Source organism: Streptococcus sp. 27098_8_86 (genome assembly GCF_041432595.1).
In the GTDB taxonomy this organism is placed as follows: domain Bacteria; phylum Bacillota; class Bacilli; order Lactobacillales; family Streptococcaceae; genus Streptococcus; species Streptococcus pneumoniae_F.
In genome coordinates, this window is sequence record NZ_JAPVZW010000006.1 from 104034 (window position 1) to 120861 (window position 16828).

Below are 16828 nucleotides of genomic sequence, written 5' to 3' on the forward strand. Positions count from 1 at the left end.
AAAGCACTGCTTTGAGGTTGTAGATAAGACTGACGAAGTCAGTTACATATATCTACGGTAAGGCAACGCTGACGTGGTTTGAATTTGATTTTCGAAGAGTATAAGAAAAAAGCAGAGTTGGAAGTCAATCCAATTCTGCTTTTAAATAGTTTAAAACCTTTTCCAGATTTTCTAAGGATACCTTGGCAAATTGATAAGGACAGGCACCCAAGTAAGCCTCCTCAAAGAAGTCCAATTTCAGCTGACTGTGTTTTAGGCTGGCGATTTTAGGATACTGTCTGAGATCGAGCAATAAACCATCGTGTAGGGGATAATGAGGAAGGGGACAAGGTGTTTTAGTTAAGATTTCCTCGATTTGTTTTTGGTAAGTTTCCTGATTGGACAAGCGAGCCAGACGATTTTTCTCAAATAATTGACTGTCAATATAGAGTGATAAGGCCTTTTGCATGATGAGGTTGCTGTCGTAGTCTAGGATATTTTTGTAGGCCACAAAGGCTTCTTTGATAGCATTTGGCAGAATGAGTGCCGTAATCCGCAGGGCTGGAAAGAGGCTGGTTGAGAAGGACTTGATATAAATGACGCGCTCCTCTGTATCTAGATAGTGGAAGGTCTGGCCCTTCTTGGAGTCCAAATCCCCCAAATAGTCGTCCTCTACGATATAGACACCATACTTGGCAGCTAAGTCAAGAATGGCTCGTTTGTCCTGCTCAGAATAGGAATGCCCCAGAGGATAGTGGAAGCGAGGAATGGTATAGAAAAACTTAATTTTTCCTGTTTTGAAGTGACCTTCCAGTTCCTCCAAGTCAATCCCATCAATGCCTCGTTCAATCGTTTGATAGTCCAGACCTTGAGCAATCAAGAGACGATTCATCCGATGGTAGGTCGGCTGTTCCACCAAGATTGCCTTGGCTTGGCTAGGAAAGGATATTTGAGAAAGGATAAACAAGGCTTGCTGGGTTCCAGAAGTCAGTACAAGTTGATCAGCCTTGCAGTAGAGGGCTTGGTCAAAGAGCAGTTTATGAATGGATTGTCTTAAGTCTTCTAAACCTTCTTGGTTGTCATAGTAGTTGAAGAGGTAGTTTTCTCGGCCAATTAAGGTTTCATTGACACAGAGTCGGAAATCGTCATAGGCGCTGGCATGTTCGTCCGTAACCTCGATTTCTAGATCTTGATGTTGCCCTTGTTCTAGGACATAGTAGCCACTCTGGGGCTTGGCATAGAGGTATTGTTCGTGTCGTAATTCCAGTAGGGCTCGTTGAATGGTATCCTTGCTACAGTGAAAGTCAAGGCTCAGTTGACGGATAGAAGGCAGGCGACTTCCCGTTGGAAAGCGTCCAGACTCGATACTATTTTTCAGATAAGCTATGACCTCTTGGTACTTGCTTTGTTTCTTCATTCCAGACCTCCCTTGATTTTGTTACATTGTACCCTTTTTTTTCCTTCTTGGCAATGTCTAGGGTGTTTCTCTCTTTCACATCTAGGGGCAAATGTGGTATACTTAGGAGTAACATTTATAGAATAACAGATAAGAAAGAGAATGGATAAGAACGTGCAGGAACCAGTGAAATTATTTCAATACAATACCCTTGGAGCCTTGATGGCTGGCCTTTATGGTGGTACCATGACGGTAGGAGAATTACTAGAGCATGGCGACCTTGGTTTGGGAACCTTGGATTCTATTGATGGAGAATTGATTGTCTTAGATGGCAAGGCTTATCAGGCCAAAGGATCAGGAGATCAGCCAGAAATTGTGGAAGTATCACCAGATGCCCTTATTCCTTATGCAGCAGTAGTACCGCATCAGGCAGAGGTTATTTTCCGACAGCGCTTTGAGATGACAGACAAGGAATTGGAAGAGCGGATTGAGTCTTATTATGATGGAGAAAATCTTTTCCGTTCTATTAAGATTCGTGGGGAATTTTCGCATATGCATGTGCGTATGATTCCTAAGTCAACACCAGATACCAAGTTTGCTGAGGTTGCAACCCATCAACCGGAATATAGTCGTGACAATGTGGCGGGGACCATCGTTGGTTTCTGGACGCCAGAGATTTTCCATGGAGTTAGTGTGGCAGGCTACCATCTGCACTTCATTTCAGATGACCTGACCTTCGGTGGGCATGTCATGGACTTTGTCATCAAGGAAGGCATTATCGAGGTGGGAGCAGTTGACCAGTTGGACCAACGTTTCCCAGTCCAAGACCGTCAATACTTGTTTGCTAAGTTCAATGTTGACGAGATGAAAAAAGATATTGAAAAGGCAGAATAGGAGACGAAAATGACCACTCATATTATCATTACCATGGTGCTGTTGCTGGCTCTCTTGCTAGGGAGTATTTGGTATACCAAAAAGAAATACCAGATTAATCTAGCTGTCTTGGGCTTGGGGGCTGTTGCCTTCTTTCTCTCTTCACAGATTCTAGAAAAATTGATTCATATCATAGTTCTTCATCCTCAAAAAGACGGTAGTATTGCCCTCTTGCAAGACCATCCGTTTGTCTATATTGTCTATGGACTAGCCATGGCAGCTCTTTTTGAGGAAACAGCTCGTCTTGTTTTCTTCAAATGGTTGGAGAAAAAGAGAAGTTTGGAAAAGGCAGATGCCTTGGCTTATGGATTGGGGCATGGTGGCTTGGAGTTGATTTTCTTAGGTCTTACTAGTTTGATCAATCTCTACATCGTTCTCTCAGCAGTTCAAACGCAAAATCCACAGGTCATGCAATTGCTGTCTGAAAATATGTTGAAAACTATTCAGTCGCTATCAGTCTGGCAGATTTATTTGCTTGGTTTTGAGAGAATCTTGGCGCTAGGTTTCCAATTACTCTTGACTGTTTGGGTTTACCAAGCTGTTCGCCAGAAGAAATGGATTTATCTCCTAGCAGCCTATGGCCTACATGCCTTCTTTGATCTGGCACCATCTCTTGCCCAAGTTGGCTGGTTGACCAATCCAGTCTTGGTTGAAGTTGTCCTAGCACTTGAACTTGTTCTGGTTGCCTATGGAACAAAGGCAATCTTTTGCAAAAAATCATAAGAAAAAGGGGGGAACCTCTTTTTTTGTTTAAAATAAGCCCAAGATTTTTTTAGGGTCGTCAAATGGTCTTAAAAATGGTATAATGGAATGAATTTTGTAAAAGGAAGAGTGTCATGTCAGTAAAAGAAAAAATGCTTGAAATCTTAGAAGGGATTGATATCCGTTTCAAGGAACCCTTGCATAGCTATAGTTATACAAAAGTAGGTGGAGAGGCCGATTATTTGGTCTTTCCACGAAATCGTTTTGAGTTGGCTCGCGTTGTCAAATTTGCCAATCAAGAAAATATCCCTTGGATGGTTCTTGGGAATGCCAGCAACATCATCGTTCGTGATGGTGGAATTCGTGGATTTGTCATCTTGTGTGACAAGCTCAATAATGTTTCTGTTGATGGCTATACTATTGAAGCAGAAGCAGGTGCTAACTTGATTGAAACAACTCGCATTGCCCTTCGTCATAGTTTGACTGGCTTTGAGTTTGCTTGTGGCATTCCAGGGAGCGTTGGCGGTGCTGTCTTTATGAATGCAGGTGCCTATGGTGGTGAGATTGCCCACATCTTGCAGTCTTGTAAGGTCTTGACCAAGGATGGAGAAATCGAGACCCTGTCTGCAAAAGATTTGGCTTTTGGTTACCGCCATTCAGCCATTCAGGAGTCTGGTGCAGTTGTCTTGTCAGCTAAATTTTCCCTTGCTCCAGGAAACCATCAGGTTATCAAGCAAGAAATGGATCGCTTGACGCATCTACGTGAACTCAAGCAACCTTTAGAATATCCATCTTGTGGTTCGGTCTTTAAGCGTCCAGTAGGGCATTTTGCAGGTCAATTAATTTCAGAAGCTGGCTTGAAAGGCTATCGTATCGGTGGCGTAGAAGTGTCTGAAAAGCACGCAGGTTTTATGATCAATGTTGCAGATGGAACGGCCAAAGACTACGAAGACTTGATTGAGTCTGTGATTGAAAAAGTCAAGGAACACTCTGGTGTTACTCTTGAGAGAGAAGTCCGTATTTTAGGTGAAAGCAAGTAGAAAGCTGTAGTTGAAAAGTTGCTGCTATATCATGGAAAGGGGGTGAAAGCCTATCGTCAGTGCAGAAGAATGTAGGCAGTTCAGTCTCCTACACGAGGTAGTGGCGGCCTGACAGAGCCCTGATCTGTTAATCTATGAAAAAGAAGGAATAAATGACAATTGAAAAAACCAATTATTGAATTCAAAAACGTCTCTAAAGTTTTTGAAGACAGCAACACCAAGGTTCTCAAAGACATCAACTTTGAGTTGGAAGAGGGGAAATTTTATACTCTTCTAGGCGCATCTGGTTCAGGGAAATCAACTATCCTAAACATCATTGCAGGTTTGCTAGATGCGACGACAGGAGATATTTTGCTGGACGGTGTCCGTATCAATGACATCCCAACCAACAAGCGTGACGTCCATACGGTCTTCCAATCCTATGCCTTGTTTCCACATATGAATGTGTTTGAAAATGTTGCTTTTCCACTCCGCTTGCGCAAGATTGATAAGAAAGAAATCGAGAAACGCGTAGCGGAAGTTCTCAAGATGGTTCAGTTGGAAGGTTACGAAAAACGTTCCATTCGTAAACTATCTGGAGGACAACGCCAGCGTGTGGCTATTGCCCGTGCCATCATCAACCAACCTCGTGTGGTTTTGTTGGACGAGCCTCTGTCAGCGCTTGACTTGAAATTACGAACAGATATGCAGTACGAACTGCGTGAACTACAACAACGATTGGGCATTACCTTTGTCTTTGTCACTCACGATCAGGAAGAAGCGCTGGCCATGAGTGACTGGATTTTTGTTATGAATGATGGTGAGATTGTCCAGTCTGGAACACCTGTGGATATCTACGATGAGCCGATCAATCACTTTGTTGCGACCTTTATCGGTGAGTCAAATATCTTGCCAGGAACCATGATTGAGGACTACTTGGTTGAGTTTAACGGCAAACGCTTTGAAGCAGTCGATGGGGGGATGAAGCCAAATGAGCCTGTTGAAGTCGTGATTCGTCCAGAGGACTTGCGGATTACCCTTCCTGAAGAAGGCAAGCTCCAAGTTAAGGTCGATACCCAGCTCTTCCGTGGGGTGCACTATGAAATTATCGCCTATGACGAACTTGGGAATGAATGGATGATCCACTCAACCCGTAAGGCCATCGTGGGTGAGGAAATCGGTCTGGACTTTGAGCCAGAAGACATCCATATCATGCGTCTCAACGAAACCGAAGAAGAGTTTGATGCTCGTATCGAAGAATACGTGGAAATCGAAGAGCAAGAAGCAGGTCTGATCAATGCAATCGAGGAGGAAAGAGATGAAGAAAACAAGCTCTAAACTCTTTGTAGTGCCCTACATGCTCTGGATTGCACTATTTGTATTGGCACCCTTGGTCTTGATTTTCGGTCAATCCTTTTTCAACATCGAAGGCCAGTTCAGTTTAGAAAATTACAAATCCTACTTTGCGTCACAAAACTTGACCTACCTAAAAATGAGTTTCAACTCTGTACTCTATGCAGGAATTGTGACCTTTGTGACCTTGCTTATCAGCTATCCAACAGCCCTCTTTTTGACCCGTCTCAAGCACCGTCAACTCTGGCTCATGCTGATTATTTTGCCAACCTGGATTAATTTGCTCCTTAAAGCCTATGCCTTTATCGGGATTTTTGGTCAAAATGGTTCTATTAACCAATTCTTGGAATTTATCGGAATTGGTTCGCAACAGTTGCTCTTTACCGATTTCTCCTTTATCTTTGTCGCAAGCTACATCGAGCTTCCCTTTATGATATTGCCGATTTTCAATGTCTTGGACGATATGGATAACAACCTCATCAATGCCAGCTACGACCTAGGTGCGACCAAGTGGGAGACCTTCCGTCATGTCATCTTTCCTCTATCGATGAACGGTGTGAGAAGTGGGGTTCAGTCGGTCTTTATCCCCAGCTTGAGTCTCTTCATGCTGACCCGTTTGATTGGTGGGAACCGTGTTATTACGCTGGGAACGGCTATTGAACAGAATTTCCTAACCAATGACAACTATGGTATGGGTTCAACCATCGGTGTAATTCTCATCTTGACCATGTTCATCACCATGTGGGTGACCAAGGAAAGGAGAGAACGATGAAAAAATTTGCCAATCTATATCTGGGACTGGTCTTTCTTGTCCTCTACCTGCCGATTTTTTACTTGATTGGTTACGCCTTTAATGCAGGAAACGACATGAATAGCTTTACAGGCTTCAGCCTGAGCCATTTTAAAACTATGTTTGGCGATGGTCGCCTTATGTTAATTGTGACCCAGACCTTTTTCTTGGCCTTCCTGTCAGCCTTGATTGCGACCATTATCGGGACTTTTGGAGCTATTTATATCTACCAGTCTCGTAAGAAATACCAAGAAGCCTTTCTTTCACTCAATAATATCCTCATGGTTGCGCCTGATGTTATGATTGGTGCCAGCTTCTTGATTCTCTTTACCCAACTCAAGTTTTCACTTGGCTTTTTGACCGTTCTATCTAGTCATGTGGCCTTCTCGATTCCTATCGTGGTCTTGATGGTCTTGCCTCGACTCAAGGAAATGAACGGTGACATGATTCATGCGGCCTATGACCTTGGTGCCAGTCAATTTCAGATGTTCAAGGAAATCATGCTTCCTTACCTGACTCCGTCTATCATTGCAGGTTACTTCATGGCCTTCACCTATTCGCTAGATGACTTTGCCGTGACCTTCTTCGTAACGGGAAATGGCTTTTCAACCCTGTCAGTCGAGATTTACTCTCGTGCTCGTAAGGGGATTTCTCTAGAAATCAATGCCCTGTCTGCCCTCGTCTTTCTCTTTAGTATTATCCTAGTTGTTGGTTATTACTTTATCTCACGTGAGAAGGAGGAGCAAGCATGAAAAAACTCTATTCATTTTTAGCAGGAATTGTAGCCATTATCCTCGTCTTGTGGGGAATTGCGACTCATCTAGATAGTAAAATCAATAGTCGAGATAGTCAAAAACTGGTCATTTACAACTGGGGGGATTACATCGATCCAGAACTCTTGGAGCAATTCACAGAAGAAACGGGAATCCAAGTCCAGTACGAGACCTTTGACTCCAACGAAGCCATGTATACCAAAATCAAGCAGGGTGGAACAACCTACGATATTGCCATTCCTAGTGAATACATGATTAACAAGATGAAGGACGAAGACCTCTTGGTTCCGCTTGATTATTCAAAACTTGAAGGTCTTGAAAATATCGGACCAGAATTCCTCAACCAGTCCTTTGACCCAGGCAATAAATTCTCCATCCCTTACTTCTGGGGAACACTGGGAATTGTCTATAATGAAACCATGGTAGAGGAAGCGCCTGAGCATTGGGATGACCTCTGGAAGCCAGAGTATAAGAACTCTATCATGCTTTTTGATGGGGCGCGTGAGGTACTGGGATTAGGACTCAACTCGCTAGGCTACAGCCTCAACTCCAAGGATACCCAGCAGTTAGAAGAGACAGTGGACAAGCTTTACAAGCTCACTCCAAATATCAAGGCTATTGTGGCGGATGAGATGAAGGGCTATATGATTCAGAACAACGCTGCAATCGGTGTGACCTTCTCTGGCGAAGCTAGTCAAATGCTAGAAAAAAATGAAAACCTACGCTATGTGGTACCGACAGAAGCCAGCAACCTTTGGTTTGACAATATGGTCATTCCCAAAACCGTCAAAAACCAAGATGCAGCCTATTCCTTTATAAACTTTATGTTGAAACCTGAAAATGCTCTCAAAAATGCGGAGTATGTCGGCTATTCAACACCAAACCTACCAGCTAAGGAATTACTCCCAGAGGAGAAAAAAGAAGACAAATCCTTCTATCCAGATGCTGAAACCATGAAACACCTAGAAGTTTATGAGAAATTTGACCATAAATGGACAGGCAAATATAGCGACCTCTTCCTACAGTTTAAAATGTATCGGAAGTAGGAGGCTAAACGTAAGAAACGAATCAGTCAAGCTGGTTCGTTTTTTTGAAAAAATAGAAATCATGGTATAATAGTTTTAGGCTGAGAGTTATTAGAATTGTTTATAGCATCTCTGAAAATTTAATTCTAAAGGAGTTCAAAATGAGCCAGACTACGCAAATGCATATATATATATATATAACCTAATAAAAAAATGTAAAAAATATAGACTGAAACCTACTGAAAATCCAGTAGGCTTTTTGCGTTTCTTGGAGGTATCTAATGGCTAAAACTAGAATCTCACCAACAACTATTTCAAAAATGGTAAAAGGGGAAGCTGTTTCTCCAGTAGTTATTGGAAAAATTTGTAGGGAACTAGACAGTGATATTGGAGATATCATTACGATTGAAAAATTTAATTTGGAGGATAATTAAATGGATAGTTCATATAATGCATTGGAGTACAATAAACTTGTTAGTTTCATCTGGTCTGTTGCAGATGATTGTTTGCGAGATGTCTACGTTCGAGGGAAATACCGTGATGTTATTCTTCCCATGACTGTTATTCGCCGTTTTGATACTATTATCGAAAAAGAAAAAGCGAATATTATGAAAGTTAAAGAGACAGCAGAACAAGAAGGGTGGGATGTTGAAAAAACATTGGCAACAGCTGTGAACTTGCCATTCTACAATACATCACAATTTCAGCTGAAAGATTTAAAACACGAAACAAACCGTCAAAATCTTAAGAAAAATTTTGAGGAATATTTGAATGGGTTCTCAGAAAACGTAAAGGAAATCTTACAAAAGTTTGACTTCAATAATCAGCTAACTAAGATGACAGAAGCAGGCATCCTAGGTTCTGTCATTGAAAAATTTACATCATCAGAGTTAAATCTTAGTCCTTATGATGAGTTGAATTCGCAAGGTGAAGTGATAAAAAAAGGGTTAGATAACCATGCTATGGGAACACTTTTTGAAGAGTTGATTCGTAAGTTTAATGAGGAAAATAACGAAGAAGCTGGGGAGCACTTTACTCCTCGTGATGTTATTGAATTGATGGCTGACATCGCTGTTGTACCGATTCTTGATAAGTTGAAAGATGGGACATATTCTATCTATGATGGAGCCTGTGGAACACTTGGAATGGCTACAGTAGCAGAGGAAAAACTTCAGACTTTTGCTCAAGAAACAGGCAAGTCTCTATCGATTCACATGTTCGGACAAGAGGTCAATCCAGAAACTTATGCCATCTCTAAAGCCGACTTGCTGATCAAGGGTGGGGACACCAATGCAAATAAAGTTTTCTATGGCTCAACCCTATCTTACGACCAAACTTCGGGTGAGCATTTTGACTTTATGCTATCCAATCCACCTTATGGGAAGAACTGGAAAACAGATCTCACTATCTTGGGTGGAGGAACAGACGATAAATCTAAAAAAAGTGTGATGGATTCACGTTTTGTCAAATCTTACAAAGAACAAGCAGACTTCCGTATGCTTCCAGATGTCAGTGATGGACAGTTGCTATTCTTATTGAATAATATCGCTAAGATGAAAGAGACAGCGTTAGGATCTCGCATTCTCGAAGTACATAACGGTTCAGCCCTTTTTACAGGTGATGCAGGCAGTGGGGCGAGTAATGCTCGTCGCTATATGATTGAAGAAGATCTTATCGAAGCTATTATTCAGTTACCAGAGAACATATTCTATAACACACCAATTACAACGCATATCTGGATTCTCAGCAATCGTAAAGAAGAAAAGCGTAAAGGAAAAATCCAATTAATCGATGCCAGCAGTATTAAGACTTCCTTACGGAAGAACCTTGGTAAGAAAAACTGTGAACTCTCAGAAGAGAATCGTCAGTTCATTCTTGATGAATACCTCAATTTTCAAGAAAGCGAGTATTCAAAAATATTCAATAACGAAGACTTTGGTTACTATAAGGTGACAGTGGAACGCCCACTTAGACAAGCTATTCTTTGCAATCAAACTAATCTTCAACAATTAGAAGCGACATTAATTGCCGTCGGTGCCTTAGAAGGAAACCTTGATAAAGCTAAATTATCCAATAGTGGACTTAAAGACACGAAAGCTGCTCTTTCAGAACTCAAAAAAACTGAGAACATCAAAGCCTACTTGGCTGTATTACAATCTTTTGGGCAAGAGGAACTCTACCTTGACTTTTCAACATTTGTGAAGAACTTTAATAAAGCCCTTAAAGCCTATAATATCAAAGGTGCAAACTTTGCAAAAGCATTATCAATAGGGATGTTAGATAATATCATTGTTAAAGATGAAAATGCGGAGTTGCAAACAGATAGTAAAGGTAATGTCATCATTGATACAAATTTAACTGATACAGAAAACATACCGATGACTTATAAAGGTGGTATCAATGCCTTTATCGCCCAAGAAGTACTACCTTATCATCCAGATGCCTTTGTCAATAAAGAAAAGACACAAATTGGTTATGAGATAAACTTCACCAAGTACTTCTACAAGCCAAAACAATTAGAAAGCGTCGAAACCATTGTTGCTCGAATCAAAGAGTTAGAAAAACAATCAGATGGCATGATGGCAAGCATTTTGGAGGGGTTGTATGAATAAGTACGAACGGTACAAGAAAGTTGACCTGCCCTGGCTGGAGGAAGTACCAGAGCATTGGGAAGTCAGTCCTATTTCCCATGTTTTTGAAGAGAGAAAAGAAAAAAATCAAAAAGGAGACATTAAGTTTATTTTGTCTGTTATAAAGAACAGAGGAGTTATACCTTATACAGAAAAAGGCAGTGTTGGTAATAAGGCTTCAGAAAATATTGAAAATTATAAGATTGTCTATCCGAATGATATGGTTCTTAATTCGATGAACATGATGATTGGATCATTAGGTAAGTCAAAATATAAAGGTGTATTAAGTCAGGTTTATTATGTTTTGCGCTTGATAAATGAAAGTGAGCATAATATAGACTATCTGAACTATTTATTTCAAGTTAAACCATTCTATGAATCTTTTAGAGTGCTGGGAAAGGGAATTTTAGACCATAGGCTTCGAGTGCCAATGCAGATGTTAAAATATGAAAAAGTGATCCTTCCTCCTCTAATAGAACAGAAACAAATTGCTACCTATCTGAACTGGAAAATCAATGAGATTGATCGATTGATTGCTGTGGAGAAGGAAAAGATAGAAAAACTTAATCGACTTTTTGAAAAGATAATCTCTTTTAACTCTTCAAATATGAAAGAAGAAAGTATTAGGAAGTATGTAGATATAGTTAGAGGTAATTCAACCTTTACAAAAGATGATTTGTTATCTAAGGGCACATATGTAGCATTACAGTATGGGAAGGTGTATAAAGTTGACACTATAGATAACAATTATAATTTTTACGTAAATGATGAATTTTATAAATCGTCTCAAATAGTTGATAGAAACGATATTATTGCAGTTTATACGTCCGAAACTATTGAAGATTTAGGGCATTTTGCATTCTATGATAGAGATGAAAAAGGTCTAATTGGTGGGGAGCAATTACTTATAAAACCTAAAGAAGGGATTGACCCCAAGTATTTGTTCTATTGCTTAAAAAAGGATGCCTTGTTACTTAAAAAAGCATCAACTGGTATAAAAGTATATAGATTTAAAAGTAATGATTTAAAATCTATTAAAATTCCGGTAGTGTCATTAAATGAACAAAAGAAAATTGTAGAGAGAATTGAAAAAAAGTTAAGCAAAGTTAAAAGAAACATTGATATCTGTAATTCAATTATCGGAGAATTGAATAGTTTCAAATACTCTCTCATTTCAGAAGTGGTGATCGGTAAGATAGATGTTCGTAGCGTTGTCATTCCATCTTACGAAAAAGTAGACGTTGATATCTCAACAGATGAAGAAGAAATAGAAGAATAGGAGGTGCCTTTTATGGGAATACGGGATACAAAAATGGAAGAAGAGTTAGAAACCAATATCATTGATTATCTAGTGGAAGAGAACAGCTATATTTATATTCATCCTAGTGAGATGAAGGCGTCTTATAATCGGCAGTATGCTTTTGATGAAGTGAGGCTGTTAGAATTTATTCAGAAATCACAACCAAGTGAGTATGAGATTTTATCTCTTGATACAGCAGTAGGTAAGGATAAGTTTTTCAAGCAACTCGATCATAAAATTCGTAAGGAAGGAATTGTATCTGTCCTTAAAAATGGAATTAAGTGTTACCCTTCATCTAGGACGATTATCTTTTACCATGCGTTAGATCCTAAGAGACCAAGCTCATACGAAGAGTTTAAGACTAATATTTTTGCCGTTACTAACCAACTGACTTATTCTGACAGGAATCGAGGGTTGGAGTTGGATTTAGCGATTATGATCAATGGTTTGCCGATTATGACAATGGAGCTTAAGAGTCGTGCCTCTAGCTCAGGGTGGACATATAAAGACGCTGAAGAACAATACAAGAATGACCGTGATGCTAAGGAAACATTATTTACCTTTAAACGATGTATGGCTCATTTTGCAGTTGATGAGAATTTCATCAGCTTTACGACTAGGATAGATGGCAAAAATACTCGTTTCATGCCTTTTAATAAGGGAACAGAAACTGGAGGCTCTGGGAATCCTATCAATCTATCAGGGACTATGACAGACTATCTTTGGAAAGAGTTCTTGAAGAAAGAGACATTGACCAGTCTGATTCGTGATTTCGCTTATATTTCAGTGGATAAAGTTAAACATACTGAGGCATTGATTTTTCCACGTTATCATCAGTATCGGGCAGTAACTCGTTTGGTAGAGGATGTAAAAGAGCATGGTGTTGGGAACCGTTATTTGATTCAACATAGTGCTGGCAGTGGAAAGAGTAATTCCATCACATGGCTTGCTTATCGTCTTGTAGAAGTGAGCTACAATGATAAGAAGGCTTTTGATTCTGTGATTGTTGTGACAGACCGATTGAATTTGGATAAGCAAATTGAAGCGAATATTCGTAAGTTTATTGATGAGAAGAGTATTGTTGGTCATGCTAATTCATCGACAGATTTGAAAAACTTATTGACGGATGGTAAAAAAATCATTATTACTACTGTACAAAAGTTTCCTTATCTCCTAGAGAAGATTGGAACAGACTTACAAGGAAGAAACTTTGCGATTATCATTGATGAAGCTCATTCTTCTCAAAGTGGTAAAGCTGCTGCTTCTCTCAATATGGCAGTCTCAGGAGGCCGTTCGACAGATGATAAAGATATGGAGGATCATTTGAATGAACTCATTGAAGCAAGAAAAATGCCTGAGAATGCTAGCTTCTTTGCCTTTACAGCAACTCCAAAAGCTAAAACAATTGAAATGTTTGGCAGTGTCTTTGACCTCTACTCTATGAAACAAGCGATTGAAGAAGGTTTTATCTTAGATGTTTTAAAGAACTATACGCATTATGAAAACTATTATAAGGTCTATAAAACTATAGAAAGCAATCCTGATTTTGATAAAAAGAAATCTCAATATAAAATCAGAAACTATGTTGAGGGGCAAGAGTTTCCAATTCGAGAAAAAGCGGAAGTAATGGTTAATCATTTTTTGACTTCGATCGCTTCAAAAATAAATGGAAAAGCAAAAGCGATGATTATAACGCAGAGTATTCTTCGTGCTATTGAGTACTATAATATTATTAGCGATATATTGAAACGTTCAAACACTGGTTTTGAGGCAGTAATTGCTTTTTCAGGAGAAAAAGAGTACAAAGGTAAGGTCGTTACAGAAACAAGCCTGAATGGATTTTCAGATAAAGAAACACCAGAACGATTCAAAGAAGATAAGTATAAATTCTTGATTGTTGCGGATAAATATCAAACAGGATATGATGAGCCACTTCTTCATACTATGTATGTTGACAAGGTGTTAAATGATGTAAAGGCTGTTCAAACATTATCTCGTCTGAATAGAAGTGCTAAATATAAAATTGACACATGTGTGATCGACTTTGCAAACAAACCAGAACATATTCAAGAAGCCTTCCAACCTTATTATCGTGAAACAAAATTGGAAGAAGAAACAGATCCAAACAAACTTAATAATCTGTTAGGTATACTTGATGGAATGTATGTTTATGAAGAGGATGAAGTAGATACAGTAGTGGAACTTTTCTTAGAAAATAGTTCAAGAAGTAAGATTGATTATATCATTGATAGTGTTGTTGAACGATATGTTGCATTAACTGAGGAAGAGCAAGTAGCGTTCAAGAGTGGAGTTAAATCGTTCATTAGAACCTACAATTTTATAGCTTCTATTCTTTCTATTGGTCAAGTGGAATGGGAAAAGAAAGTTATTTTTTTTGAGCAGTTAATTCATCGGCTGCCAACACCTAAAGGTAAGGATTTTTCACAGGGGATCTTGGATTCTATTGACTTGGAAAGCTACCGTCTGGAAAAGAAAACAACGATGGCGATCATTTTAGAGGATGAAGATGGAACTGTTGAAGGATTAGGTATCGGTACAGGAAGAAAAGGACGATTAGAACTAGATTCACTTGAAAATATCATTACGACTTTTAATGATGTCTATGGTAATATTAAATGGAAAGATAAGGACAATGTCGCTCGTCAAATTAAAGAATTACCAGATATGGTTATGAAAAATGAAAAGTTTAGAAATGCTTTAAAAAATTCAGATTTAGAAAATATTAAACGGGAGTATGAAACAGCATTAAGTGATGTCTTTCGAATAATCATGTGGGATAATATGCAATTATTTGGGGAATGGACAAATAATTCTGATTTCAGTGAATGGCTGAGTGGTATTATTTTTGATGAGATAATGAAGAAACAGAAAAGATAAGATGTATTGACAATATAGAAAACGATACAGGATAAGGATGGAGAAAAAATGAAACAAAAAGATTTTCAAACAATAATCAATAAAAATTTTAATAATATTCCAGATTCTCTCATTAATTTCAGTGATGTTAATGAATGTGAATTTTTAGCGGATAAATTATCATTTATGGGATATGGTCAAAATGCTGAAGGATATTTTAAACATGGAAATGTACCTAATCCATCACAAAAATTTCATCTCGCAGAAGCGTATTTTGAATATAAATTTAGCAAGATGAAAGACAAGGAGTGCTTTAAAGACTGCGAATTAGGTAGAATTCGATGTCCTCAGTTGATGTTGTGGATTGCAGAGATTGTACAAATACCAGAATCGGTTTTAAAAGATGCTTATAATTATATAGTTAAAGCTGAAGATGAATTATTTCATAAAAAAGGGATAAAGAAAGGCTTACTTGGAGCTGATAAGTATTGGGACACAATGAGACAAAATTCAAATATTACCCTTAGTGAATTTAAAACAAAACTTAAATACACAGAAATATGTAAAATCATTAAATCAGCAAATAATTGGGAAGAAATTATTTCAAATTGTCAAAAATTGGATTTCAAAAATTAGACTATATTTACCTTATTAAATAATATAGTGAGAAACGGTAATTATTATTTAAAAGTGGCTAATGAATTATAGAATATATATTTTCCCTCTCCAATCAAATATAGTACAATTCTTAAGTATAGAATTTCTCGAATTTCTTTTATAGAGGGATTTTGAAATGAAGTAAAACCCTTATCTATCAAACTAGGTCTTAAGAAAGATCGTAAAGATAGCCAGTTCTCAAAACGTTAAGAACCAGATACAATACAGCATTTATAACACTTCATGGTTCATACCGTGGGGTGTTTTTAAAATAGAAGGCAATTTTCGTAACGGTATCTTTTTCTATGATAGTTGCTTATTTTCTTTCCCAGTAGTATACTAAGTTTAACCTTACAGAAAGCGGTAACAAAAAATGAAGATATCTACTTTTTTCAAAAAAAGTTATTGGCCAACCTTTTTGATTGTTGACGAAACAATTATACTATTCCATTTAAAGGATGGCTTGGATCGACAATACCTAACAACTGATTCCATACATTTGGTGATAGGGTTCTTTATATTTGCAAATATTTTCGTAGCTATCTTTAACAATTCAAAACTTTGGAATAAAAGTTGGGATAAAAAGAGTGATAGCAGTAAGAAAAAATATATTCTGAAAAAGTAATCTGAGATGTAGGGAATTTGTCTGATTCAATGGAGATTATTTCCAGTTGACGCAAGCTTAAAAAAACGTTATAATAAGAAAGTTGAGAATTGATTTTCAATTATCTTAGTCCAGAGAAATGGCGGTGCTGCGAGCCATCTAAGCTAGGAAGTCATGCTACTCAATTTAACAATTGCATAAGAATAAGAGAATGACAAGTTCATTGAATGAAGGTGGTACCGCGGTTTTTCGCCCTTCGTGATATGAGCTTGTCTTTTGGTTTTTGGAGGTGTTGATGAAAACATTTCTTGTCAAACAAAAGTTTCGTCTTGGAGGCGAACGCTTCGCTATCAAGGATGACAGGGGAGAAATCGCCTATCAGGTAGAGGGATCATTTTTTAAAATTCCCAAAACCTTTACTATCTATGATGCATTTGGTAACCAAGTCAGTGAGATTAGTAAGGAGATTTGGACTCTACTTCCTCGTTTTGAGATTCAGCTTCAGGACGGATCGAGTTTTGTCATTCGTAAGAAGTTGACCTTCTGGCGAGATAAGTATGAGTTTGATAATCTGGGGCTTCGTATCGAGGGCAATATCTGGGATTTGAATTTCAAACTACTGGATGATCGCAATCAGTTGATTGCGGAAATCAGGAAAGAACTCTTTCATCTGACCTCTACCTATAACGTAACAGTCCTTGAGGACGCTTATGCAGACCTAGTCATTTCCCTCTGTGTCGCAATTGACTATGTGGAAATGCTGGAAAGCCAATCAAATTAAACAAGTAAT

General features: G+C 38.5%; 15 protein-coding genes. 14 read left to right on the top strand and 1 reads right to left on the bottom strand.

Annotation, left to right across the window (positions count from 1 at the left end):
* Positions 1-124 precede the first annotated feature (124 nt).
* A complete protein-coding gene (locus O3616_RS06925) occupies positions 125-1396 on the bottom strand; it encodes a PLP-dependent aminotransferase family protein (protein ID WP_371638461.1) in 1272 nt (423 codons plus the stop codon).
* 141 nt (positions 1397-1537) lie between these two features.
* Between O3616_RS06925 and budA the strand changes: the two genes are divergently transcribed.
* The 14 genes from budA to O3616_RS06995 all read left to right on the top strand — a co-directional run bounded on the left by budA (position 1538) and on the right by O3616_RS06995 (position 16819).
* Positions 1538-2269 carry an acetolactate decarboxylase gene (gene budA, locus O3616_RS06930; protein WP_000360298.1) on the top strand — a complete coding sequence of 244 codons (732 nt, stop codon included), beginning with the start codon at positions 1538-1540 and terminating at the stop codon, positions 2267-2269.
* A 9-nt stretch (positions 2270-2278) separates the two neighbouring features.
* Positions 2279-3031, top strand: coding sequence for a YhfC family intramembrane metalloprotease (locus O3616_RS06935; protein WP_049552462.1), 753 nt, complete (start codon positions 2279-2281; stop codon positions 3029-3031).
* A gap of 113 nt (positions 3032-3144) precedes the next feature.
* Positions 3145-4050, top strand: coding sequence for a UDP-N-acetylmuramate dehydrogenase (gene murB, locus O3616_RS06940; protein WP_084925818.1), 906 nt, complete (start codon positions 3145-3147; stop codon positions 4048-4050).
* A 159-nt stretch (positions 4051-4209) separates the two neighbouring features.
* Positions 4210-5367, top strand: coding sequence for an ABC transporter ATP-binding protein (locus O3616_RS06945; protein ID WP_000742895.1), 1158 nt, complete (start codon positions 4210-4212; stop codon positions 5365-5367).
* Entirely contained in the window at positions 5348-6154 is an 807-nt protein-coding gene (locus O3616_RS06950; protein WP_000753801.1) for an ABC transporter permease, read from the top strand. The genes O3616_RS06945 and O3616_RS06950 overlap by 20 nt, the downstream gene beginning before the upstream one ends.
* Positions 6151-6924, top strand: coding sequence for an ABC transporter permease (locus O3616_RS06955; protein ID WP_000712740.1), 774 nt, complete (start codon positions 6151-6153; stop codon positions 6922-6924). The genes O3616_RS06950 and O3616_RS06955 overlap by 4 nt, the downstream gene beginning before the upstream one ends.
* Complete coding sequence (locus O3616_RS06960; RefSeq protein ID WP_033681612.1) at positions 6921-7991, top strand: ABC transporter substrate-binding protein; 1071 nt, start codon at positions 6921-6923, stop codon at positions 7989-7991. Before O3616_RS06955 ends, O3616_RS06960 begins: the two co-directional genes overlap by 4 nt.
* Positions 7992-8251: 260 nt before the next feature.
* Positions 8252-8404 carry a helix-turn-helix transcriptional regulator gene (locus O3616_RS06965; RefSeq protein WP_080978383.1) on the top strand — a complete coding sequence of 51 codons (153 nt, stop codon included), beginning with the start codon at positions 8252-8254 and terminating at the stop codon, positions 8402-8404.
* Positions 8405-10582, top strand: a complete 2178-nt coding sequence (locus O3616_RS06970; RefSeq protein ID WP_125431130.1) for a class I SAM-dependent DNA methyltransferase — start codon at positions 8405-8407, stop codon at positions 10580-10582.
* The gene (locus tag O3616_RS06975) at positions 10575-11879 is read left to right on the top strand and encodes a restriction endonuclease subunit S (protein WP_125431127.1); all 1305 of its coding nucleotides are present in this window, start codon (positions 10575-10577) and stop codon (positions 11877-11879) included. The genes O3616_RS06970 and O3616_RS06975 overlap by 8 nt, the downstream gene beginning before the upstream one ends.
* A 12-nt stretch (positions 11880-11891) precedes the next feature.
* Positions 11892-14798 (top strand): type I restriction endonuclease subunit R, encoded by a 2907-nt coding sequence (locus tag O3616_RS06980; protein ID WP_371638464.1) that lies wholly within the window; start codon positions 11892-11894, stop codon positions 14796-14798.
* A gap of 48 nt (positions 14799-14846) precedes the next feature.
* Positions 14847-15413, top strand: coding sequence for a hypothetical protein (locus tag O3616_RS06985; RefSeq protein ID WP_049552455.1), 567 nt, complete (start codon positions 14847-14849; stop codon positions 15411-15413).
* A 394-nt stretch (positions 15414-15807) separates the two neighbouring features.
* Positions 15808-16059, top strand: coding sequence for a hypothetical protein (locus O3616_RS06990; RefSeq protein WP_045606048.1), 252 nt, complete (start codon positions 15808-15810; stop codon positions 16057-16059).
* 274 nt (positions 16060-16333) lie between these two features.
* Complete coding sequence (locus O3616_RS06995; RefSeq protein ID WP_371638465.1) at positions 16334-16819, top strand: LURP-one-related/scramblase family protein; 486 nt, start codon at positions 16334-16336, stop codon at positions 16817-16819.
* Positions 16820-16828: the final 9 nt, after the last annotated feature.